The 19,853-nt window shown below is 51.6% G+C and carries 29 protein-coding genes and 1 tRNA gene; 7 read left to right on the top strand and 23 right to left on the bottom strand.

Features of this window, described 5'->3' with window-relative positions; all coding sequences use genetic code 11:
• Window positions 1-6: 6 nt before the first annotated feature.
• Window positions 7-1,764 carry a type IV-A pilus assembly ATPase PilB gene (gene pilB, locus AB6K10_RS13625; RefSeq protein ID WP_253016310.1) on the bottom strand — a complete coding sequence of 586 codons (1,758 nt, stop codon included), beginning with the start codon at window positions 1,762-1,764 and terminating at the stop codon, window positions 7-9.
• A gap of 231 nt (window positions 1,765-1,995) precedes the next feature.
• On the opposite strand from pilB, the gene AB6K10_RS13620 reads away from it, so the two are divergent.
• The 6 genes from AB6K10_RS13620 to AB6K10_RS13595 all read left to right on the top strand — a co-directional run bounded on the left by AB6K10_RS13620 (window position 1,996) and on the right by AB6K10_RS13595 (window position 6,484).
• Window positions 1,996-2,400: a prepilin-type N-terminal cleavage/methylation domain-containing protein gene (locus tag AB6K10_RS13620; RefSeq protein WP_339119018.1), complete on the top strand. Its 405-nt coding sequence runs from the start codon at window positions 1,996-1,998 to the stop codon at window positions 2,398-2,400.
• A gap of 196 nt (window positions 2,401-2,596) precedes the next feature.
• Window positions 2,597-3,052, top strand: a complete 456-nt coding sequence (locus AB6K10_RS13615) for an anti-virulence regulator CigR family protein (RefSeq protein WP_339119017.1) — start codon at window positions 2,597-2,599, stop codon at window positions 3,050-3,052.
• 65 nt (window positions 3,053-3,117) lie between these two features.
• On the top strand, window positions 3,118-3,930 hold the full coding sequence (locus AB6K10_RS13610; protein ID WP_339119016.1) for an inositol monophosphatase family protein: 813 nt from the start codon (window positions 3,118-3,120) through the stop codon (window positions 3,928-3,930).
• 114 nt (window positions 3,931-4,044) lie between these two features.
• Window positions 4,045-4,121 (top strand) — tRNA-Pro (locus tag AB6K10_RS13605).
• Between the two features lie 208 nt (window positions 4,122-4,329).
• Complete coding sequence (locus AB6K10_RS13600; RefSeq protein ID WP_339119015.1) at window positions 4,330-5,670, top strand: tyrosine-type recombinase/integrase; 1,341 nt, start codon at window positions 4,330-4,332, stop codon at window positions 5,668-5,670.
• A 250-nt stretch (window positions 5,671-5,920) separates the two neighbouring features.
• Window positions 5,921-6,484 (top strand): hypothetical protein, encoded by a 564-nt coding sequence (locus tag AB6K10_RS13595; RefSeq protein ID WP_339119014.1) that lies wholly within the window; start codon window positions 5,921-5,923, stop codon window positions 6,482-6,484.
• Window positions 6,485-6,519: 35 nt separating this feature from the next.
• Here AB6K10_RS13595 and AB6K10_RS13590 read toward each other — a convergent pair whose 3' ends face one another.
• The 20 genes from AB6K10_RS13590 to AB6K10_RS13495 form a co-directional block, all read right to left on the bottom strand.
• Complete coding sequence (locus AB6K10_RS13590; protein WP_339119013.1) at window positions 6,520-7,863, bottom strand: hypothetical protein; 1,344 nt, start codon at window positions 7,861-7,863, stop codon at window positions 6,520-6,522.
• A 9-nt stretch (window positions 7,864-7,872) separates the two neighbouring features.
• Window positions 7,873-8,169, bottom strand: a complete 297-nt coding sequence (locus AB6K10_RS13585) for a hypothetical protein (protein WP_339119012.1) — start codon at window positions 8,167-8,169, stop codon at window positions 7,873-7,875.
• Complete coding sequence (locus AB6K10_RS13580; protein WP_339119011.1) at window positions 8,166-8,618, bottom strand: hypothetical protein; 453 nt, start codon at window positions 8,616-8,618, stop codon at window positions 8,166-8,168. Before AB6K10_RS13580 ends, AB6K10_RS13585 begins: the two co-directional genes overlap by 4 nt.
• Window positions 8,593-8,805, bottom strand: coding sequence for a hypothetical protein (locus AB6K10_RS13575; RefSeq protein ID WP_339119010.1), 213 nt, complete (start codon window positions 8,803-8,805; stop codon window positions 8,593-8,595). The genes AB6K10_RS13580 and AB6K10_RS13575 overlap by 26 nt, the downstream gene beginning before the upstream one ends.
• Window positions 8,798-9,100, bottom strand: a complete 303-nt coding sequence (locus AB6K10_RS13570) for a hypothetical protein (protein WP_339119009.1) — start codon at window positions 9,098-9,100, stop codon at window positions 8,798-8,800. Before AB6K10_RS13570 ends, AB6K10_RS13575 begins: the two co-directional genes overlap by 8 nt.
• Before the next feature lie 64 nt (window positions 9,101-9,164).
• Window positions 9,165-10,001 carry a TAXI family TRAP transporter solute-binding subunit gene (locus tag AB6K10_RS13565; protein ID WP_339119008.1) on the bottom strand — a complete coding sequence of 279 codons (837 nt, stop codon included), beginning with the start codon at window positions 9,999-10,001 and terminating at the stop codon, window positions 9,165-9,167.
• The gene (locus AB6K10_RS13560) at window positions 10,001-10,171 is read right to left on the bottom strand and encodes a hypothetical protein (protein WP_339119007.1); all 171 of its coding nucleotides are present in this window, start codon (window positions 10,169-10,171) and stop codon (window positions 10,001-10,003) included. The genes AB6K10_RS13565 and AB6K10_RS13560 overlap by 1 nt, the downstream gene beginning before the upstream one ends.
• Window positions 10,171-10,842 carry an Nmad5 family putative nucleotide modification protein gene (locus tag AB6K10_RS13555; RefSeq protein ID WP_339119006.1) on the bottom strand — a complete coding sequence of 224 codons (672 nt, stop codon included), beginning with the start codon at window positions 10,840-10,842 and terminating at the stop codon, window positions 10,171-10,173. Before AB6K10_RS13555 ends, AB6K10_RS13560 begins: the two co-directional genes overlap by 1 nt.
• Before the next feature lie 74 nt (window positions 10,843-10,916).
• Complete coding sequence (locus AB6K10_RS13550; RefSeq protein WP_339119005.1) at window positions 10,917-11,081, bottom strand: hypothetical protein; 165 nt, start codon at window positions 11,079-11,081, stop codon at window positions 10,917-10,919.
• Window positions 11,078-11,323: a hypothetical protein gene (locus AB6K10_RS13545; protein ID WP_339119004.1), complete on the bottom strand. Its 246-nt coding sequence runs from the start codon at window positions 11,321-11,323 to the stop codon at window positions 11,078-11,080. The genes AB6K10_RS13550 and AB6K10_RS13545 overlap by 4 nt, the downstream gene beginning before the upstream one ends.
• The gene (locus AB6K10_RS13540) at window positions 11,324-11,473 is read right to left on the bottom strand and encodes a hypothetical protein (RefSeq protein ID WP_339119003.1); all 150 of its coding nucleotides are present in this window, start codon (window positions 11,471-11,473) and stop codon (window positions 11,324-11,326) included. It abuts the gene before it with no gap.
• 70 nt (window positions 11,474-11,543) lie between these two features.
• On the bottom strand, window positions 11,544-11,927 hold the full coding sequence (locus tag AB6K10_RS13535; protein ID WP_339119002.1) for a hypothetical protein: 384 nt from the start codon (window positions 11,925-11,927) through the stop codon (window positions 11,544-11,546).
• Between the two features lie 132 nt (window positions 11,928-12,059).
• Window positions 12,060-12,845, bottom strand: coding sequence for a hypothetical protein (locus tag AB6K10_RS13530; protein WP_339119001.1), 786 nt, complete (start codon window positions 12,843-12,845; stop codon window positions 12,060-12,062).
• 57 nt (window positions 12,846-12,902) lie between these two features.
• Window positions 12,903-13,991, bottom strand: coding sequence for a hypothetical protein (locus AB6K10_RS13525; RefSeq protein ID WP_339119000.1), 1,089 nt, complete (start codon window positions 13,989-13,991; stop codon window positions 12,903-12,905).
• A gap of 81 nt (window positions 13,992-14,072) precedes the next feature.
• Window positions 14,073-14,357, bottom strand: coding sequence for a hypothetical protein (locus tag AB6K10_RS13520; RefSeq protein WP_339118999.1), 285 nt, complete (start codon window positions 14,355-14,357; stop codon window positions 14,073-14,075).
• Window positions 14,354-14,758 (bottom strand): hypothetical protein, encoded by a 405-nt coding sequence (locus AB6K10_RS13515; protein ID WP_339118998.1) that lies wholly within the window; start codon window positions 14,756-14,758, stop codon window positions 14,354-14,356. The genes AB6K10_RS13520 and AB6K10_RS13515 overlap by 4 nt, the downstream gene beginning before the upstream one ends.
• Window positions 14,759-14,836: 78 nt before the next feature.
• Window positions 14,837-15,046, bottom strand: coding sequence for a hypothetical protein (locus tag AB6K10_RS13510; protein ID WP_339118997.1), 210 nt, complete (start codon window positions 15,044-15,046; stop codon window positions 14,837-14,839).
• 28 nt (window positions 15,047-15,074) lie between these two features.
• Window positions 15,075-16,472 (bottom strand): DnaB-like helicase C-terminal domain-containing protein, encoded by a 1,398-nt coding sequence (locus AB6K10_RS13505; RefSeq protein ID WP_339118996.1) that lies wholly within the window; start codon window positions 16,470-16,472, stop codon window positions 15,075-15,077.
• A 6-nt stretch (window positions 16,473-16,478) separates the two neighbouring features.
• Complete coding sequence (locus AB6K10_RS13500) at window positions 16,479-16,796, bottom strand: RNA chaperone Hfq (protein WP_339118995.1); 318 nt, start codon at window positions 16,794-16,796, stop codon at window positions 16,479-16,481.
• Between the two features lie 54 nt (window positions 16,797-16,850).
• Window positions 16,851-17,684, bottom strand: a complete 834-nt coding sequence (locus AB6K10_RS13495; RefSeq protein WP_339118994.1) for a hypothetical protein — start codon at window positions 17,682-17,684, stop codon at window positions 16,851-16,853.
• 226 nt (window positions 17,685-17,910) lie between these two features.
• Here AB6K10_RS13495 and AB6K10_RS13490 point away from each other — a divergent pair, with 226 nt between their 5' ends.
• Complete coding sequence (locus AB6K10_RS13490; RefSeq protein ID WP_339118993.1) at window positions 17,911-18,606, top strand: hypothetical protein; 696 nt, start codon at window positions 17,911-17,913, stop codon at window positions 18,604-18,606.
• Between the two features lie 159 nt (window positions 18,607-18,765).
• Here the strand turns inward: AB6K10_RS13490 and AB6K10_RS13485 are convergent, their stop codons facing one another.
• Window positions 18,766-19,590 carry a PhoH family protein gene (locus tag AB6K10_RS13485; RefSeq protein WP_339118992.1) on the bottom strand — a complete coding sequence of 275 codons (825 nt, stop codon included), beginning with the start codon at window positions 19,588-19,590 and terminating at the stop codon, window positions 18,766-18,768.
• Between the two features lie 42 nt (window positions 19,591-19,632).
• The gene (locus AB6K10_RS13480; RefSeq protein ID WP_339118991.1) at window positions 19,633-19,788 is read right to left on the bottom strand and encodes a hypothetical protein; all 156 of its coding nucleotides are present in this window, start codon (window positions 19,786-19,788) and stop codon (window positions 19,633-19,635) included.
• Window positions 19,789-19,853: the final 65 nt, after the last annotated feature.

The raw sequence follows: 19,853 nt of genomic DNA, 5'->3' as shown, positions 1-19,853 counted from the left end.
GCGGCGTTACTCCTTACTGATTCGGTTGACTTCTTCCAGGCTGGTGCTGCCATCCAAGACCCGGCTGAGGCAGCTTTGGTAAAGGCTAGGGTAGCCCTCGCGACGCGCTTGCTGGTCGATCTCGATGGCGTTGCCGTCGCGCATGATCAGTTGACGCATGTCATCGGTAATCGGCACTACCTCGTACACGCCTAACCGCCCTTTATACCCCTGGGTGCACTGCTTACACCCCACAGCTTTATAGATCGTCGCGTTGCGAATATCCTGCTGGTTGAAACCGGCTTTACGCAGCGCCTCAGCCGGAATGTCGGCCGGTGTTTTACACTGATTGCATAATTTGCGTGCTAATCGCTGTGCAATGATCAGGCTCACCGAACTGGCAATGTTATAAGTCGCCACCCCCATGTTCGCGAGACGGGTGAGCGTTTCTGCCGCCGAATTGGTATGGACGGTGGAGAGCACCAAGTGACCCGTTTGTGCCGCTTTGACCGCAATTTCCGCCGTCTCCAAATCACGAATTTCCCCCACCATGACCACATCGGGGTCTTGGCGAAGAAACGCCCGTAACGCACTAGCAAAGTTAAGCCCAATTTTAGGCAGCACGTTGACTTGGTTGATACCCGATACCTTGATCTCGACCGGATCTTCAGCGGTGCAGATATTGCGCTGCACTTGGTTCAGGATGTTGATGCCGGTGTAAAGTGTCACCGTCTTACCGCTGCCCGTTGGCCCGGTCACCAAAATCATTCCTTGGGGTTTTTTCAACGCGTACTCGTAAGCGGCCTGCTGTTCAGGGCTAAAGCCGAGCTGATCGATTCCAAGCTGGGCGGACGTGGGGTCCAATATCCGCAGTACCACTTTCTCCCCCCATACCGTGGGGAGGGAATTGACCCGGAAATCGATGGAGCGGGTACGTGAAAGCTGCAGCTTCAGAGCGCCATCTTGTGGCAAACGACGCTCTGAAATATCCAGCCGGGACATGATCTTCAAGCGCGCTGCAATGCGGTGACGCAGCGCAAAGGGTGGCCGCGCGATTTCGACCAGCATTCCATCGATACGGAAACGTACCCGGTACTGGGTTTCATAGGGCTCGAAGTGAATGTCCGATGCGCCTCGGCTGATGGCATCGAGCAGAATCTTGTTGACGAATTTAACGACGGGAGCATCGTCACTATTCTGGGAGGCTTTGTCGAGCTCGACCTCATCTCCATCAGCGTGTTGGACGATGTTGAGCGCACTGACGGCATCGTCGATATTGTCTAGCTCATCGAGCATGCTGCGCTCGTTTTGAGCTAAGTACTGGACTAGCGTATTACGCAACTGGTCAGCCGGTGCCAGTACACCATCGACACTAAGCCCGGTCGCGAACTGCAGTTCATCGAGCTGAGTCAGCGTGGCCGGGTAGGGCACGGCCACGGTCAAACGATGGCCATGGCGAGCCAGGGGTAAGATATCCAGCCGCTCGAGTATTTTGACGGGATAGTCGCTGGCAGGCGGTAGGGCGCTGACGCGAATGGCCTCGAGATCCACCACCGGCAGGCCGTACTCCCACGCAGCCGCCACGGCCGCAGCATCCGCTTCGACAAGCCCGCTATCGATAACATGCTGTAGGAGAGATATCTCGAGTTCGGCCGCCGTACTCTCTGCCACAGTCGCTTGCGCATCGGTTAACAGGCCATGCTTGACCAGTCGTTTAGCAATGCCGCGTAACCCTCCGTTGAGGGCCGCATGGCTTAGCGTAGACTCCGGGGCGGTTTGGCTCATGGCGTTCTCGAAAGCTGAGTAATTGTGCTGGGAGTTGTACCATATTTGCCTGATGCGAGGTACTGATACAGCGCTTCCAAAGCACCGAAATAGGCTGAAAAAACGTCGTTGAACGGTTGAGAAACCTAGTTGCCAACCCTAGGGCGGTAAGCTACTGTAAGCCGTATGTTGGGCCTTGGTTTACTTACCTTTGGCTTGCTCATGACTCTAACACCGCAAGGGAACCCCGCAATGCAAACAACCCAATCTAACCAGCCCCGTCGCTTCAAGCAGCAGGGCTTCACTCTTATCGAGCTGCTGATCGTTGTGGCAATTATTGGTGTGCTAGCTGCTGTAGGTGTGCCGCAGTATGGTAATTATTTGGATCGTGCTTCAGCATCTGCTTGTGAAGGAGAACTAAGCTCTTTCCGCAGCGGTTATACCGCTGCAAATACTATAAATGATGCAGATAACTTTTCTTATACTTTCCAGGCGTGTTTAACTGCTGACGATACTCCGTTAACAGATGATAATACTACTCTTCTATCTATAATTAATGGTACGGCTGAGGATGATGCTACACTTGCTTTGTCCACAGAGCGTACTGGTGTCACAGTTACTCTTAATGCCGATGGGAGCATTACTAGTACTATTTAATTTAGTAATGTTTTGATAGTCCATGTGTTTGTGAAAATTGTGACATTCTTAATGGTCTCGCAAATTGCGAGACCTTTTTGCGTATACAGCCGGAGATTTTAAACTTTATTCTTTGCTAGGGTCGTACATTTTCTTTGCAATTTTGCCTTTTACACTCAAAGCTCCTAGCTAGAATTATTGTCTTCAGGAGCTTGCGATGAAACCTATCACTTTAGGCCTTGTGATCACTGCGCTACTTTGGCAAACATCTGCAATGGCGCAACCAGCCCATGCACCTGCTCACGGTGCTCGCAATAACCATCAAGATCAACATGCGCAACCTGAGCGCCAGCTCCGCCATGAGGAACCGCGACGCTATCAGGAGCGCGACCAGCATTATGTTGATTTACCGCGTATTAACGAGCGCGAGTTGCTGCGCTTGTTGAGTCAGTATGACGCACCTCGTGCAGAGCCGCTGCCGCCAGGCATCCAGCGTCAATTAGAACGCGGAAAGCCGCTGCCACCTGGGATTGCCAAGCGCTTTGATGGCCCGATTGCTAACCAATTGCCCCGTTATCCCGGTTACGAATGGGAGCGCGTGGGCGCAGACGTGGTCTTGATCGAAGCTGCGACCCGAGTGGTGGTCGATGTGCTGGTAGATGCTCTGCGCTAGCGCCTTATTTGGGCAGCGTTTATGCTGGGTGAACGATGACGTTAACTCAACAAAACGGAGCACCTATGGCGAATGTCACTCTGGAAGAGCGCTTGGCGATAGCCACCTCCATAGCGGAAGAAGCGGGGAAGATGATTCGTGATGCCCGCGAACAGCAAACGTTCAGCCAGCGTTTAAAAGCGGGCATTGAACTCGTGACCGATGTAGATGTTGCCGTTGATAAGCTGATTAGCCAGCGCTTGGAAGAGCACTTCCCCGGTGAGGCGCGTTTAAGCGAAGAGCTAAGCCCAGAAGAAGCGCTACATAACCCCGCCGAGCAGCTATGGGTGGTGGATCCCATCGATGGCACGGTAAATTTTGCCCAAGGACTTCGCCACGTTGCCGTATCGATTGGTTGGATCGAGCAGGGAATCGGTAAGGTGGGGGTAGTGCACGCACCGTTTCTGAGCGAAACGTTCAGTGCCGCCCAGGGGCTCGGTGCCTTTTGCAATCAACAGCCTATCTCGCCGAGCCATGCAGCGTCTCTCGACAGTACGCTGGTGGGTACTGGCTTCCCTTACGATAAAACCGCCCGTAAAGCGCTGTTACCCCGTTTGGAGGCAGCGTTGACCCACTGCCAGGATGTGCGCCGCAATGGCTCAGCAGCCCTGGACATTTGCGATGTCGCCTGTGGGCGACTCGATGCGTACTATGAAACTGTCTCGCCCTGGGATTTCGTTGCTGGATGGGTCATCGCCCGGGAAGCGGGCGCGCGCGTCGGGCATTTGGTGGCCGTGCCGGAAAATGTCCCGGCGGACCTGTTCCCTGAACAGCTATTGATCACTACGCCTAACGTGTACGAGGCGATGGCCTCGCTGTTGAAACAGGCGGATCGTTAACGGTTCCCAGCGGGTATCAGCAAGCATTTGAAAAGAAAGCGCAAAAAGGGCTTTTCATTTGGCTAATAAAGCGATAGTATACGCACCGTCTTGAGGCAAAAGCCAAATAGATATCGGAGTGTGGCGCAGCTTGGTAGCGCGTTGCAATGGGGTTGCAAAGGTCGCAGGTTCGAATCCTGTCACTCCGACCAAAGAATCAAAGGGTTACGAGCGTTAAAGGTAGGATGATCCCCTTGTCCTCCTGTTCGTGGATCCACAGTGGATCCAGAATCACAGCATAACCACCATGCTGATTCTGAAAATCCACGGAGAAAACCAGGCCAATCGGTCTGGTTTTTTTTGTGCGCCTCATTTGTTTTGAGTCATCATTCCTCTATGGCACATCTAGAGGAATAGCCGATGGCCGAACTGACCGTCACCAAGAAACTCACCAAAACCTCTCTTCTTCATGGCAAACGCAACGGCGTTAGTCGCATCTATGATACTGAGCAGAAAGGCTTCTTTGCTCGCTTCAATACCGACGGCACTGCCACTCTCAATTATCGCTACCGCTCTAAACTCGACCCAAGCAAGCGGCCGGTGATCAAATTGGGCATCTGGCCAACGCTCGATGTAGAAGAGGCGAGGGTGATTGCCAAAAACTACGCCGCTGACATCGCGAGAAACATTGAGCCTCAAATTGCGCTGATGCGAGAGCGTGAAGAGAAGGCAGAGGCCAAACGTCTGAAGGCTAAAGCCAAAGCCAGTATCCTCGCCAATTTCATTGACGCTCACTACGAAGCCCACATGAAGCGCAACAAACGTGGTCATCAGGACGTGGCTCGTTTGAAGCGACGCTTTGGCCACTTGCTCACGCTGGACATGAACCTGATCACCAAATCCAACGTTTATGAGACCCAACAGGAAGCCGAGAAAGCAGTCGGCTTTCAAACGCTCAAGCGAGACTATGCGGTTTTGCAAGGTGCGCTCAACTACGCAGTCGAAGTGGGGGTGATCGAGAAGAATCCTATCAAGGGGGTTTCCCTGAAGCGGCCAAAGTCTGACGCTCTTGACCTTTCCGCCGACACCCCCAGCCTCGGAGAAAGGCGCGTTTTGACAGCCAGTGAGCGGGAGGGCCTGTTTAAGGGGCTGGAGGAATACACCCGCCAAATGAAGGACATGCGCCGTCGCTCGCGCCTCAAGAAATCCAACCGACATCTACCTGATTGGGATCAGGTCACTTATGTTGATCATGTGGTGCCGGTCGTTTTGGTGATGTATTACACCGGATTCCGCAATGGCGACGTGCTTGGCCTTCGCTGGGAGCATTTTCTGGACGACTTCAAAGTCATTGGCAAGGTGATTGAGAAAATAGCTCACCACGGAAAGGGTAAGATGTATTTCCCGGTCACCGAACCCTGTCAAAGAGTCATCAAAGCATGGTGGGAGCAGGAGGGCAGGCCAGATACAGGTTGGGTGTTTTACTCCCCCAGGCATCGAGAGGAGCGTCGCCGATTATCAGAGAGTGCGATGCGCAAACCTTGGGAGAAAATCAAGAAGTGGGGTGGGTTAGATGCGTCACTTGACCTTTACACGTTGCGACACAACTTTGCCTCGCTTTACATCATGGCAAAGGCTGACTTGCTGACCGTCCGCAATCTGATGGGGCACTCAGACATCAAGACCACTACGGACCACTATACCCACCTTGACAGAGAGCATCTGGAAAGGATGGTGAGAAGCGTAGAAGGGAAATTCTAGCCAAAAAAATAGAGGCGCAATCCTGCGCCTCTTCTCCCATAACAACCAACGCTACTTTGCGCCTGCTGTTGCTTTAGTCATGATAAATCTAGGCATAAAAGTAAGCAAGCACTTACTTACTGTTCCTGTTGATTTTGCTTGTGGGTTTTACTCAGCTAGAGCAAAATCACCGACGTCTTGTAGCCAATCAACAGCTATTAAAAGACAAGTCATTTGAATGGAAGTCGTAAAATAATTGAAGGGGGTAGTGGTGGATAAGGCGGATTTGGCTCTATTGAGCAACCCTGAAGTCCAGGGTGATCGGAAGGTGACAAATGAAAAAGAACACAGCCCCCAAAATCGGTTTTGGAAGTTGGCTGCCGTCAATTCTACTGTGTCGATCATTTGTTTTTTTCCCATAAACAAAGCTATGGTCTACATAGGGTTGGCATCATTTGGGGCAGCAATTCTAATCTATCTTGCTGCAACAGGTTACGCGATATATCGGTTTTTTAAAGGGGGTGTGGCTAAGAGTCGGCTGATACTTACCGTCATTTCTATGTTGATGCTGTGGGCAGTTTCAATTGCAGGCTTTATAAAAGATACGATGGGTGATTTTCAGTTAAGCTACCTGTCGCTGTTTTGGGAGAGAGGTCTCATGGGAGCTGCATTCTCACACGAGCGTTTTTTTAGCATGTTCATGTTAGCCTCGCTTTTGATGGGTTATATTTTGGCATTTAAGTCGAAGAGAAACGCCAAATCTATAGTCAATGTTACGCTGTATACCGCTGTGTTTTTTATCTGTGTTTATGGTTTTGAGCTGATCAGCAAATAATAAATAGAGCCGCTAGCGATAGCGGCTCTTCTGTTTTAAATCTTGATGCCAGGATGATCAGCGAGGTCTCGGAAACACTTGAAGCGAGGGTGTCGCAGAGAGCCGTCGGGCGTCACCTCCATGTAGGCCACTTCTATGATACGACCAAGGAACCGCTCACCCATCAACGAAGCTCTCAGGTCGTCAGTAAGTCCCGACCCTACGCTCACCTCTACTCCGTTAAAATCGACGATTAGAGCGCCTATTTGACCCTCGTATTTACCTGTTCCCTCTTCGTAGCCGACGATCATCAAATCCGCGCTTTCCTCCGGCTTCATCTTCATCCAATCGTAGCTGCGGCGGAAGGAATAAAGCGAGTAGGGCTTCTTGAGAACCGCGCCCTCGAAACCCTGACCAATCAACTGGTCGTATTTGGCAATCGCCTCGCTTTCGCTAGCCACTTTGTAGGTGGGCACGACCCTGATGTTGTCCAGCTCTGGGTCGATGACGTTAAAGGCATTTCTAAGCAGCATCAGCCGCTTGTGCTGTTTACGGTCGCATGAGGTCTCGAAAAACTCGTCGGCGAACATCCAGTCATACAGGTGGTATTTTGTGTTGGTGGCCGCCTTGTCTTTTTTGCGCACCGCGCTGATGGACTCCTTGAAATTATCCCCAAAGACTTCGCCATCCAACACCACGTCTCGATATTTACCTTCGCCCATGTCGACGGCAGAAACGCTCTGGAACGCCATTGCCATCTTCAGGCAGTCCGCCGTCAGGTGCTCCATTGAGCTGAAAGTAAGCCCCTTACGGCTATAGTAAGTAACCGTTGACTTACTAATTTGGACATGCGCAAGCACACGAACGCCGTCTAGCTTGGGCTGTATCAGCATTGGCCATAAGCAGCGTTCATACTCGACCGGCTCGGCCAGCGCACACTTAAACTGAGGCACATATCCCTTGATCGCTTCGTTGATCGTATTGGCGGTCATTCCGGCGTCAGGGCGCTTCTCTAAGCAGCGCTTGAATAAATCCGCTGCCCAGGTAGGCAGCTCCGCACACATCGCTTGAGCGGCTTGTTTGGCGGCATTACCGGTGATTTCTCGTCGCTCCAGCTTCAATAGCAAAGCGTGCGCTTCTGACCACTCTTTTGTCGGGCTATCTGATCCAACCACCCACTCTTTCTTGGGCTTAACGTTAAATACGCGCAAGGGTGAAAAGAGAAAGTGAATCAGCTCTTGTTGGTAGGCTTTTGTTTCTTCAGACGAGGACTCATTGGCCAAAAAATCTTTAATAAGATCGATTCGTTTTTTCTTATTAGCCTTTTTGGCCAGCTTCAACAGACAGTAAATAATGTTGCCTTCATCGTTGGCATTAACAATAGCAGTCAGAGCGGTCATGGTGTTTTCCTAAAGAGCTACATACATCACGGTTAAAATGGCAAAGGCTGCGCGAACAGCATCGTTTAAACCTGCTGCTAATATGATTCCGAACAGAAACCAAGTGTTGATTTGGTAGCGGATAATTCTTCCGTTGTTATTCTTTAAAGACCAACTCCTGAAGACGCTGTAGAAGAAGTAAACCAAACTCATCATCGTCCACGTATAGAAGATGACAATTAGGGATAAATTCTCATTTATATTACCCATGCCAAACGAAAAGACCCATAAGCTCGGAAAGAAGCCGAGCATAAATGGCGTTTTCATGCGAATACACCCGCTGCTAAAGGTTGAAACTTTTTCTTGGTGAAAAGGGCGTTAAGCTCCTGCCTGTTACGCTCTTGGCGCTCGGCTTGCTTTACGACGCACCGGTGAGTCAGCTCGTGATACCGACGCTCATACACATGAGCCAAGTCATCAACGACAGCGACAAACCGGTTCGAGGGGATCTTGAGCATCAGCGACAAGCGAACAGCAACCTCGTAGTGCTTTTTCACTTCGCCGTTTTCAAGCCAGTCGGCCAGAACGCACTTTCCATAAGCGCCTCGTTCCCAGAGCAACTTCTCCTCCCGCTCCTCGATTTGACGACGATCAGTCAGATACTCGCGCTCCTGCATGGTATCGACGATGCGAATGATCAGGTCCAGGTCTTTCATCATCTTGATCATCAGCGCGGTAGATGCGCGCAGGTCATTCACTTTTGAAATAGGCTTCATCGTCTTCATCCCAATCCATGCTTATGTGCGCCAATATCTGCTCGAACCATTCATCTTCAGGTAGCAAAGCGGGCCACTCTTCAGGGTTCGCTTCGCTCTGTGTCTTCCAATCGGCAGCCATTTTGTCGAGGTGCTGTTTGAAGTCCTCAATGGCCTCATCCACGTTCATAAGGCGCTGCTCAGCCATTATTTCTGACCTCCTGACGAATCTCGCTAATGGAAGCCTGGACAACCGTATGGTTGGCAAAGCGCTTCTTCACCGACTCCTCATCGCCCCACCAACACTCACACCCGAAAACTTCAACGCCGTTATCAAGACGTAAGCAGGGGTTGGGCGCCCCGGCTTCATGCAGCAAAGAACCAAAACCCCCTGCATTGGCTGGAGGCACTTTGTCTTCGATACGCACTCCGTATCCGAAGAGGTGAACAACGCCTTCTTTAGCCTTCATCACTGCACCGATACGTTCGCCAACTTTCGCCATGATCAATCTCCTTTGTTGCGTGATAGGCCGCCTTGTGACGGCCTAGTTAGTCAGTTGTTACTTACTATTTTCCGCGAATTCGATTGGTGTTCATCATGACTGCTGTCGCCACCGCTTCTATGGCTACATCCTCCATGTCGCCACGCGCTACAACTAAAACGTCGGTGCAGGGGACTCGAACTTCGGTGTCCGACAGGAAGCCCTCTGCAATCGTTACGTCGCGCAGGGTGTAAACCGCTTCGCCATTGGGCAGCTCACCCCGTAGTTTTCGGCTATCCACATCGATCATCACCAAGCCGCTATCTGGCTGCATTACAGCCTCAAAGAAGCGATGGTTGCGGTTGTCAGGGGACGTCACCCACATGAAGGCGTCCATCTGGCCGGTCTTGACTTGAGCCAGCGTGCGGATGCCGCCCTGGTAGTAAACGCTGGCTTCCTGATAGTCAGGCTCTAGGGTGCGCATGAAGCCCCAGGATTCCGCCGAGCCTGTTCCTCGCTCACCGATTGCGACGCGAACGCCTTCTTCGCCTAGATCGTCGTCATCCTCAACCTTCCCATCTTTTTGGGCGGCCATGTAAACGCACTCCTGACCGAGCGCACCGACGATTTCCAGATGCGCAGTCGGATTGCTCCGCAGAAAAGCGGCCAGGGCGTCTGCTTGGGTAAAACCCACATCAGCATCCCCCGCGTTGATTCGCTCAAGATTCTCTACTGAGCCACGAGAAGCCTGGACTTCCGCCGAAATGCGCTGCTCACGCAGGATGTTGGTTAAATTGACGCCGTAAACGTCATGGTAGGTTCCACCCTGAACTCCAGCGGTAATCACCACGTCTTTCGCGTAAGCGGCAGCAGAGCAGGACAGGGCAGCAGCAACGGCCATAGCAATGGTCAGCTTTTTCATCAGAACTTCCTCTTCAGGTTTTCGAACTTATCGGTCACAACGGAATAAACGGCATAGAGGCCAATGGCGGCCAACAGCCACAACAGCAACTTCAGCGTCTTGGCGACGTAGAACAGCAGTAGCAGCGACACCAAGACAGCCACACAGATAACAACAAAGCGCTTGTTCATTAGGCAGCCAATGACGCCAGCTTGTTGTTTAGATCGCTGATCGAAATGGGCAGGTTGGTTACCTGCTTCGATGAAGCGGTTAAGTCTTCAGGGATGTATTGCTCCACTTCTGGCCATAGCTGAATCAGCTTCTCCAGAGTGGGGGCTTTGCGAAGTAGAGCGGCAATGGTGGGAATCACCGTCGATGCGGTCTCTTCTAATGACCGAATTAGCTCTACGTTTTTCATCACCCGCGATTTGAGGGCTTCGTCTTTCACGACGACGCGAGTGCGGTGATAAATGCCTTCCGAGATCTTATAAGTGTCGTTAGCTCGATAGTTGAGCTTGGTGTCTTTCAGCTCATGAATGAGTAGTCGATAAGATTCCGCGAAGGGGAGGTCAATGTGCATCCCGTCGATGTTTGCGGTCAGCGAAGAACCTCGCAGATAGGTGTGGCTGACAGAAACCAACTGACCAGTTAAGGCGGACAGCTCCTCCGCTTGATCCTGGGCTTTACTGAGCTTCTCTTCCACTTCGGCGATTTTGCCACCAAAGCTCAATTGGCGAACTTCTTCTGCCAGCGAAGATTGCTCCATCAAAGCCTCATTGAGCTTGACCCAAAGAGTCATCTTGATGGCGTTGTTCAGAATCGCTTTGCGAATATCGGCGTTGAGACGAGTAGTGGTGCTCATGGGATTTCCCTTCTTTATGAAAGTAAGTTGTTACTTAGTGTTGCAGTTAAAAAATAACGCGCTTTGTGCTGGTGTCAAAGTATTTCGACAGACTTCAAAACGATCATCATCAGCGTAATGCCAAGCGTAACAAGGCCCAAGCTGGCGATAGACCCCAGCAAAATGAGTGCGTAAACAAAGACTGAAAAGCCTTTCATTTGACGCTCACGCTTGGTGAACTCTTCTTGCAATCGACTCATTTAGAAAAGCTCTCCAACAGAGGCGTCACCCGCATCATGCTGGCTGAGCTATCCAGGCGCTCGACCTCATCCATCAACTTGTCCGCCTTGCGTGCCATACGCCACAGGCGAGGTTTAAGCTCAAGCGTTAATCGATGACCACAGCTAGAGCCTTCCAGCTCGGCATAGATGGTCGTGACCAGGGCAGTAGCCCGTCGCCGCAGGTAGACCAATTTCAATAACGTTATCGTGGATGTCAGCACTTAGCCCTCCTTGAACATGACCAAATAAACGACGAACCCAATTACCCAGATGGGCATCATCAGCAAGCCTTTAAGTATCAACATGGCCAATTTGCCAATGATCATGTTGATCAGCTCGCAGGCCCTCAAAAACATTACAAAGTGGCTCATAGTGCGCTTCCTATCCTGTTTCCTTCGCTAAGTATCGCTGCGAACTGTCAGGGCTGGAAGCGCTCTCTGATTACTCCGAGGTCATCGAATTGACGATCTCGGCGAACATATTGCCGGTATCCATACCTGGCTCGGGAAGCTCTGTGCGTCGCGCTGCCTTTGGCGATAATGCCTCGCCCCGCTCAGCGTCGAGCTTGGCCTTAATCTCCATGTCTCGGCGTTTCAATTCCTCTTTGTCCAGGGCGCTCTTGCTCGAAGCGATCATTCGCTCTTTGCGCCACTGATTGCGCTCGGCTGCGGCACTTTCGGCCATCATCCGCTCCCGCTCTTTGACCCGCGCCTCGTATGAGCAGAAATAGAGTGACTTACCCGCTTTTCGCTCTTCCAACATCATTTTGATGGCCGGACAGGTGCGCTTTTCAATCGCTTCGCGACAATCTTCAAAGCCTCGCAATCGACCTTCTTTAAACGCCCAAACCGTGTGCTGACAGACGGTGTAATTGCACGTCCTTTCAGTTGTCTCACAGTCAAAGGAATACATATTGTCGCCAGTCATCGAAAGAGGCAGCCTTCTCTTTTTCACGACTTACCCCTTCCGTGCAGACGACAGAAAGCCAAGCGCTCCCCAATGCTCATTCATGCCTTGCATTTCACGGTCTCGTGCCTGTCGGAGCGTGTTTTCAATCACCGGCAGCAGTTGAGGGAACAAGTTGCCTTTCGTGTTTTTGGTGAGGTATTGAGCGCCCAGCCATCGGACATCCCGACAAATGGAGTAGGGCATATCAAAGTTTTTGCACTGCCACGCAGGCATCATTGTGCAGCTCAATACGGCTTCCAGTAGGTGACCGTTCTCAACAAACTCATCTGCCGGATAGACACGACGATAAGTGGCAAGGTCAGCCTCCGCATCGCCACTCAGAATTTCGTAGCTGATCGTTTTGATAGCGGCTGAAGGCTGTTTGCGAGAAAGATCTTCGTTTTTGTCGACCAGCAAGTTGACCTGGAAGGATCGATTGATGGGGGTATCGGCCCCCATTGAGGTAACGATGGCTTTCATCGTTCCATCGATGACCCGCTGACTGCCAGAGGCCGAGTTAGTGCAGGCCAACCCGAACCACTCGGGCTTCACAGAATCGACTGATCCCGGCGCTGCCTGTCCCAACGCTGCCGCTAGCAAGCTCGCTTCGCCTTCAGGACGATATAGCGGCAACAGCACGGATTTATTACTGCCAAGCTCGTTGTGGATCGACACTGCGCCAAACAGCGCCACACTAGGATGCTCGTCAAATTCACCGACCAGCCGACCGGACGCGATGGGAACGACCAGCTTATCTTCATTCGTAAAGTCAGAGCTGACTTGTGAGGCGATCATAATTTCTCCTGTTATGGGAAGTAAGTCATTACTTACTGTTTCAGTTTAAAAAAAAGACTACTGGGGCGACAGCAGCTTTAAGCGCATTTTCATTTGCAGCGCCTTCGAGTAGGGCTGCGCTTGAGCAATAGCCTTACCAAGCTCAGCAGGGGTGGCGTCGTTGGGATCAATGCCAGGTGGTAGCGTCGCCATTCGACAAGCAATGCCATACTGACTAAGCAAGTCGCACGCTTTCAGGGCGTCGCGTATCGCCGCTAACTCTGAATCCCACATGAACGTCACCGACCTAAGACCGGCATCTCGCAGCATCAGAAATGCCGAGAGCTGATCTTCACCTTCGTCGCTTGTTTGAGAGAGGTGCTTGCCGAAAGTGCCGATGGCCTCGACATCATCCATCCCTTGCGACCAGAGAAATTGCTGTATCGACCACACGTCAAAAGCACCCTCGCCAACGATCACATGCGCTTTGCCCAGAGCATTGTGCCCGTTGTAGAGATATGCCCCGGAGGCGGGCATTCCGACAGCAAATCGATACTTGTCCGGCTGTTTTCCCGTGACGTCTCGACCCTGAAAGGTCTTCAGTTTGCCGGTAATGTCGAATACCGGAATCACAACGCGATGGTAAAAATCCTGCGTCCGGTCATAGCCATCCATCTTGTAGCGAAATATGCCTTCGCTGGAGTAGTGGAGCTTAAAGTAGCCACATGCCTTCGCCGACACATTCCTGTCGAACAGGTAAGTGGGTATACCCCCGTCTTTGGCTGGCAAGGGAATAAGTGGCTCAGGCAGCCCAGATAGCGCCTTGAAGGTCGTTTCAGTGCGAACACGCTCCACCATGAACCCTTGCGCGTCCATGTAGCCTTCGATGTGATCGATGGTTTGTTTATTCGTCGCTGACCCCGACGCCGCCTTGATGAACGACCACTTATTGAAGTTCTCTCCAGGGGGATGGTCACCTGCAAAACAATTTCCCAGGCCCGTTTGTTCGTTGAGATACACCTTCCAGCTATCACTGCCGCAGACAGGGCAGTCTCTAACGATAAGCTGTGTGCCTTTACGAGAGCGTGATGTCTTGTAGGTGATACCTTGCGTATCGAGATAGTCCCGAAGGTCGAGATCATCCAGTAGTTTTTTAAAGTTCGCCATGATAGTTAGTCACCTGTTACTTACTGAACAAGTTAAATGTTATCAGCGTTTTTTCGGCATAGAATATAAAGCGCTGTGGTCTTATCGAAGCCACTCGTCCATTTTGTGAGCAAAATGGCTCTTGCCGAACCGTCTAGCCAACTCCAAATACACCTTTGATGAATCTCCCAGCTCCCGAAACTTCGGCAAATGCAGGTCTGTCTTCATCGAGTTGTAATTCGACAGGTAATCTTCAATCGAAATGCCTTTGAGGGTATCTCTCCAATTTGCATTGGATAAAGGCGGCCAAAGATTCTCGTCTTTGGTGTTCTTGACTGAATTTCGCGCCTGAATGACGCTGTTGAGCGCTTGTAGAGAGGAAGTCACAGAACATCCTCCGGTGAAATGATGCGGTCAAAAAGCGCCTCGTAATCCTCCACTTTCGCTTCGCCAGTCATGAAGGCAAATCTAGCAACGATGGGGATTCGGCCATGCTTGATCTGGAAAGCCAAAGCGCCTGCACAGACGGCATCTTTTTCGCCAGGGTAATAGCCTTCCTCTTCATACTCATCGTCACGCTCGCCGCTGAGCGTTTTGTGGCAGAAGAATGCTTTGCCGTCGCCACTGGTGATTTCACTGGCGATGTCTTCCAGACGCCCTGGGGCCAATTCAATCGCCTGATCATCATTGCGGAAAGGGCAATTGGCACACGGCTTCTTGAGCTTAAAAAGTTGGCGATCTTTCATTGCTAACTCCGATAGTTCTGGTGATGAGACCAGTTTTGGCAAATATGCCTCAGACAAAACAATAAGTCACGAATTACTTATACTGGGGTGGGGTTGAGGGGCACATAGCCCCTCATACCTCTACTGTATGTCTTGCTTGTCTAGCTCAGCATGACCCAGCGCAAGCGCCTCCATGAACTCGCGGATGCTCTTGTAGCCGTATTTTTCAGCCATTGACTTCAGAGACTCTTTAATCTCAGGCGTCGTGGTGAAGGACAGAGTGGTCTTGCCTTCACGATAGCGGCCAGATCGCGCTCTGGACTGCGCTCTCTCTTTATCGCTAAGTGCCATTGAAAACTCCGTATTTAATGACATAAATTCATGATACATCGAGGATTTTGGTAAGGAACTTCATCTTTTCCAAATCCTGTTTGATGCGAATGGTTATATCGCCACGCTGGTTACGAGAGGCGGCAAAATACAACCTCGCCTCTTGTGCTGCTTTCTCTTCTTCGGTCTTGTTGATTGAGATCACCAAGTCAGCGATCCGAATCTTGTTAAAGTCCTCGGCGACGTCGGTCATCGTGGCTACAGAGCTACGAGCACCGTCACGGTTCGTTTGGGTCGCTGTCAACAAAGCAGCGTCATATTGCATGGCTATAGCACGCAGTCCGGCGTATATAGACTTGCTGTTTTCGATGGGGTCGGGAGTGCGGAAATCGGGTGCCATAATATCACCGTAATCCACGATAATCATATCGAACACCACGCCCCGAGCCTTGTAATACTCGATCAAACGAGCGAGCTGCTTAGGCGTAAATGTCATCGTAGGATACTGATGCAGCATGAATTTCCCGCACGATCCCGACAGCTTCTCGATTTCATCCCTTACAAAAGTAGACTTGTCGGTCAATTCCGCCATAGCGACGCTGGATAACGATGCGTCAATGCGGTCAGCCAAGACCAGATCGCTTACTTCCAAGGAGACATAGAGAACGTCGAAACCGGCACGACAGGCATTGATACCAAACTGACCTAGTGCTGTTGACTTGCCCGACTTAGGTGGCCCCATAAAGACCACCATTTCTTTTCTCGCCCAGCCCTTGTGGTAGAGCAGCGAATCGATAGCAGGGTAGCCGGTGGTGATGCTGTATTCGCTGGGGTCAATCTTACCTGACGCTCTATCCTCACGAGCCTCTGTCCGGTCGCTTAGCCGCTCAAAATAATCGTAGCCGTTGTTGGCATCATTTGAGCCGGTCATCAGCGCTGACTGAAATTCGCGCTCAACGACACCGTAGTCCAGGTCGACGCCCAGCTTTTCAGCTCGCTCCATATCCTCGACCACTTTAAACAGAGCGGCTTGTAGCGCCCTGTGACGGGCAAACGTCGTAACCCGTTCAATCAAGTAGTTCAGGTCAGATAGAGGCTCGTCATAAGCCTCCTTGAGAGTTTGCTTGATGTCTGGGATCAGCTCTTTCTTCACCTTGCCCGACTTCACAGCACTTTGAACGTAGGACGTCAGCGTTCGGATGCTGGGGGCGCTTTCGTATTTCTTGTAGTGGTTTTTGGCGACTGTGACTAAAAAGCGCGAAGACGCATCAGAGAAAAAGTCGCGATCCACCAAGTCTTCACACTGCTGCAAGAACGAAGTGTCGCGCAGCGTGTGGCTGACTATTTTAAGCTCAAATTCTGGCGTGAAAGGCGAGGGAACGCCTGTGCCAGAAGGAGCCGCTGTGGCGGCTCCAATAGTCTCAATGACCGAATGAGCGACACTCATCTGACATCAAACCTCTGCTGGGGTAATGATGCGTGCAATGGCGGATTTAAAGACGGTCTCGCGGAAGCCGTCATATTCGATGGCGATGGAGTAGCGATCAAAGCCAATCACGCAGACCTCATCCAGACGCTCCCCGCCGATCATGACGATGTTGATTGGCGTCTTGCTACGAATCAGAGGAACCAGCGAGGCTTCATGCTGCTCAAGTTGCCGACGGTTGCCCTGCTTAGCAGGCTTTTTGGTCTCGTGACTGGAGACCTTGCCGAGATCAACACGACGAGTATTAAAGCTCGCAGATAAAACAGGGCGGTTTTCGCTTTTCATGGGCTTTCCTTCATGTGATGCGTGATTGATGCGCTATCTATTATAAGTAAGCGCTTACTGGTCTAATTGCGTAAATTTTTCCGCGTAAAGGTCGCGGGCCGCTCGAAGCGCTGAGCGGGTTACAGCTTCTCCAAAGAGCTGTTTGGCCTGCTCTTCAGAAAGATGTTCGTGCTGAAAAATCAGCGAGGCAACGCCATACTCGGGTGCCGAACGACGCTTGATTTGCTCCTGCAAAAAGCGTCGATAGTCGGTCTGATGCGGCTCATCGCCTGCGTCATGGCGATAGCAAGGCTCGGTAGCTACAAACAGTCTTGTCCTGGCTCTGTCTTCAAAGGCTTCTTTGACGACCGCTATGTGGTCTTCCAGATACAGTTGATTCACTCGCGGCAGATGCGTCCAATTGCGCTTTTCCGCCCAATCCAGAAGCACGTTGCAGTAAAAGTCGTAAGGCACCCCGATGGAGTCCGCAGCTTGGCGGGCCTTCCAAATTGCCGTCATTTGAGTGGGCGACGTTTTGCAGAGCGAAGTGGCCTTGATGCCCTTGTGAAACCAGTGAGAGTTGATGTCCTCCCGCTTACGCATAATCCAGGCGTGTTCTGAGCGGTATGCTTCAAGAAACAGCGCGGTGGCCTGCCAGGGGTGAAGGATCCGGTAGTCGAACCACTTCGTTGTCATCAGCTCCGATTCACGAAGGAGAAGAGGGCGCTGAATGACTTCCATGACAACCTCATCCATGTCCGATGTCTTCAGGTCTTCATACAGAAATATCCCTTTGCGTCCACGGTATCGATCCCGTAGGTTCTCAGGAAGGTCGGCAAGCGGAACATGCTTGACCGGCTTGCTGGCCATATCGTGAACGGCATAGTCTCTTCGTGCTTTGGCTGCCATGTCTCTACCCTTTATAAGTAAGCTGTGACTTACTATCCGAAGATCTTACACTAGCAGCGAAAAACACGGTAGTAAAAGTGAATCGAGAGAGTGAACGCGAGCCGGAGGCGAGACGTCCGTTCCGAGGATGAGCTAGGCAGAGTTTTTGTATTGAATGCCTCAGTCCATCTATATAAATACCCTTTCCGAAGATATTCTTAATTATTACTTACAGAGAGGAGGTGGTATGAGTCAGAAAAAAGGAAGCGGCGGGCATTACGTCAGGGCGGTCATTGCGTGCTTTCTAGCCCTAATAATCGTCTTCTTAGGCTACCGCCTGCTGATTTTTGGCTATTTGTCGGGCGGATCCTTCGTCAGTCTATTTGCTCTCGCTCTCGTGACCGGATTCATTCTGGCTCAATGGTCGCGCCTGTCAGAGCTGAGTCTGCTCGGTAGCAGCGTGAAGTTGCGTGAGTTGACGAACAGTGCAGAGATGGCGATTGAAAATGCTGAGACCGCTATCAAAAAGCTCGAAACTGGAAGAGTGAATATCTACCGAACTGCCTTGGCTCTTGCGATGCGACACCCTGGCGGCTTTGCTTCTGAGTATGGTGACGGTCGGACAAGAGAGTTTGTGCTAGTGGCGGATATGATCAAAAGCGAGGGGCTAGAAAGAGAGTTATCAGACGACCTACTCAAGAAAGGGGCTGTTCTCCTGGCAAGGCAATACGATGGGCTGTCACGATTTCAGCACCCAGCTACCGGCTTAGAATTGACCGGAATCGAACCGGAAGTCATGGTGCAAAAGTTTCGTCTTTGGCTAAAAGAGGATGGTCGGGATTACGCGGAAGACAGGATGGTTCCCTACATCACCGAACAAATCGAACTGCTTAGTCGTCTTATCGAAATCAAACAATCGGCGGAGGCCGCTCGCGAAAGATAAGCCCCGGACGTATTGCCGGGGCTTAGTGGGTTGATCGCTCAGAATTCGCGTATAAGCTCCGTTCCGTCTCCTCTATATCATCGCACTGTGTCGGATACGAACGCGCTCAGGGACGCTTCTCTGCTCGATCTAGCGCTATCCTTGGATGCGCTTTTACATCTACACTGCAATCGGGTCTGGGGTCAGCTCGTAGCTTTCCACAATGCGCTGAACCAGGGCGGAGCGGCGAACGTCGCTGGCCTCAAATTCAACTAACCCAAAGCCAGGGGTGCGGCTAAAGCGACGCTTGGCGTCATCCAGACCGTTGACCGAAGCGCGAATGTCCTGCTGAGTGCTGTCGCCGTTGATGACGACTCGCACGTTCTCACCCAAGCGGGTCAAAAACAGCTTCATTTGCTTGGGTGTGGTGTTCTGTGCCTCGTCCAAAATCACGAAGGCGTTCTTAAAGGTGCGGCCCCGCATGTAGGCCAGCGGTGCAATCTCGATCTTTCCGGTGCCGATTAGGTATTCCACAAAGCCTTTGCCAAGCCGCTCTTCGAGCGCTTCACGAACCGGCGCAAAGTAGGGTGCGAATTTTTCTGCTACATCCCCAGGCAGAAAGCCAAGATTTTCTTCCGCTTCACATACTGGACGGGTGATGATGATTTTCTCGACTTCTTTGGCGATGAGCGCTTCGCAGGCTTCAGCGGCAGACAGGAATGTTTTACCTGTTCCAGCAGGCCCAATGCCAAATGTGATGTCGTTTTGGCTCATGGAGATCAGGTAGTGGCCCTGAGCCTCTGAGCGCGCCTCGACGGGTTCTTTGGCCTGTTTGGTCTTGGCGTCGGCCAGGAAACGAACGACGTCGGCGATGGCATCTGATCCAGCCTTAACGCGGTGATTGTCGTTCGCCGGTTGAGCCTGGTATTCCGGTTGACGCCGATTTCGCCGTTCTGCACGGCGCTCGTTTCGCTTCTGCTGCTTCTGGTGGTTTGATCGAGGCATTCGCAAATTTCCTATGAAAAAGGCGGCACTAGGCCGCCTGGATCACTTCAGACCTGCTGCGTCCTTAATGGAGGCAAGCAGTTTGTTGTCGAACTTGTTTTCGGTCTTATCGACCAGCCATTCCGCCAGCACCACAACCACTTTGACGGCGATACGCTGCATAACTGGCATTGCGACGACTGCATGTAGTGGATTCATCTTTGCGCCCTCATTAGTAAGTAAGCGTTTACTTACTATATCAGGCGCACGTAATGTTGACCAGT

The organism is Halomonas sp. BMC6 (genome assembly GCF_964204995.1).
Classification (GTDB): domain Bacteria; phylum Pseudomonadota; class Gammaproteobacteria; order Pseudomonadales; family Halomonadaceae; genus Vreelandella.
The sequence above is the reverse complement of the archived record's forward strand: the minus strand, read 5'-3'. Positions and strand labels throughout refer to the sequence as shown.

What these genes read in the sequence shown, in the direction of transcription:
- pilB (WP_253016310.1), bottom strand. Translation starts at nt 1,764, where the DNA reads ATGAGCCAAACCGCCCCGGAGTCTACGCTAAGCCATGCGGCCCTCAAC.
- AB6K10_RS13620 (WP_339119018.1), top strand. Translation starts at nt 1,996, where the DNA reads ATGCAAACAACCCAATCTAACCAGCCCCGTCGCTTCAAGCAGCAGGGC.
- AB6K10_RS13615 (WP_339119017.1), top strand. Translation starts at nt 2,597, where the DNA reads ATGAAACCTATCACTTTAGGCCTTGTGATCACTGCGCTACTTTGGCAA.
- AB6K10_RS13610 (WP_339119016.1), top strand. Translation starts at nt 3,118, where the DNA reads ATGGCGAATGTCACTCTGGAAGAGCGCTTGGCGATAGCCACCTCCATA.
- AB6K10_RS13600 (WP_339119015.1), top strand. Translation starts at nt 4,330, where the DNA reads ATGGCCGAACTGACCGTCACCAAGAAACTCACCAAAACCTCTCTTCTT.
- AB6K10_RS13590 (WP_339119013.1), bottom strand. Translation starts at nt 7,863, where the DNA reads ATGACCGCTCTGACTGCTATTGTTAATGCCAACGATGAAGGCAACATT.
- AB6K10_RS13585 (WP_339119012.1), bottom strand. Translation starts at nt 8,169, where the DNA reads ATGAAAACGCCATTTATGCTCGGCTTCTTTCCGAGCTTATGGGTCTTT.
- AB6K10_RS13580 (WP_339119011.1), bottom strand. Translation starts at nt 8,618, where the DNA reads ATGAAGCCTATTTCAAAAGTGAATGACCTGCGCGCATCTACCGCGCTG.
- AB6K10_RS13575 (WP_339119010.1), bottom strand. Translation starts at nt 8,805, where the DNA reads ATGGCTGAGCAGCGCCTTATGAACGTGGATGAGGCCATTGAGGACTTC.
- AB6K10_RS13570 (WP_339119009.1), bottom strand. Translation starts at nt 9,100, where the DNA reads ATGGCGAAAGTTGGCGAACGTATCGGTGCAGTGATGAAGGCTAAAGAA.
- AB6K10_RS13565 (WP_339119008.1), bottom strand. Translation starts at nt 10,001, where the DNA reads ATGAAAAAGCTGACCATTGCTATGGCCGTTGCTGCTGCCCTGTCCTGC.
- AB6K10_RS13560 (WP_339119007.1), bottom strand. Translation starts at nt 10,171, where the DNA reads ATGAACAAGCGCTTTGTTGTTATCTGTGTGGCTGTCTTGGTGTCGCTG.
- AB6K10_RS13555 (WP_339119006.1), bottom strand. Translation starts at nt 10,842, where the DNA reads ATGAGCACCACTACTCGTCTCAACGCCGATATTCGCAAAGCGATTCTG.
- AB6K10_RS13550 (WP_339119005.1), bottom strand. Translation starts at nt 11,081, where the DNA reads ATGAGTCGATTGCAAGAAGAGTTCACCAAGCGTGAGCGTCAAATGAAA.
- AB6K10_RS13540 (WP_339119003.1), bottom strand. Translation starts at nt 11,473, where the DNA reads ATGAGCCACTTTGTAATGTTTTTGAGGGCCTGCGAGCTGATCAACATG.
- AB6K10_RS13530 (WP_339119001.1), bottom strand. Translation starts at nt 12,845, where the DNA reads ATGATCGCCTCACAAGTCAGCTCTGACTTTACGAATGAAGATAAGCTG.
- AB6K10_RS13525 (WP_339119000.1), bottom strand. Translation starts at nt 13,991, where the DNA reads ATGGCGAACTTTAAAAAACTACTGGATGATCTCGACCTTCGGGACTAT.
- AB6K10_RS13510 (WP_339118997.1), bottom strand. Translation starts at nt 15,046, where the DNA reads ATGGCACTTAGCGATAAAGAGAGAGCGCAGTCCAGAGCGCGATCTGGC.
- AB6K10_RS13505 (WP_339118996.1), bottom strand. Translation starts at nt 16,472, where the DNA reads ATGAGTGTCGCTCATTCGGTCATTGAGACTATTGGAGCCGCCACAGCG.
- AB6K10_RS13500 (WP_339118995.1), bottom strand. Translation starts at nt 16,796, where the DNA reads ATGAAAAGCGAAAACCGCCCTGTTTTATCTGCGAGCTTTAATACTCGT.
- AB6K10_RS13495 (WP_339118994.1), bottom strand. Translation starts at nt 17,684, where the DNA reads ATGGCAGCCAAAGCACGAAGAGACTATGCCGTTCACGATATGGCCAGC.
- AB6K10_RS13490 (WP_339118993.1), top strand. Translation starts at nt 17,911, where the DNA reads ATGAGTCAGAAAAAAGGAAGCGGCGGGCATTACGTCAGGGCGGTCATT.
- AB6K10_RS13485 (WP_339118992.1), bottom strand. Translation starts at nt 19,590, where the DNA reads ATGCCTCGATCAAACCACCAGAAGCAGCAGAAGCGAAACGAGCGCCGT.
- AB6K10_RS13480 (WP_339118991.1), bottom strand. Translation starts at nt 19,788, where the DNA reads ATGAATCCACTACATGCAGTCGTCGCAATGCCAGTTATGCAGCGTATC.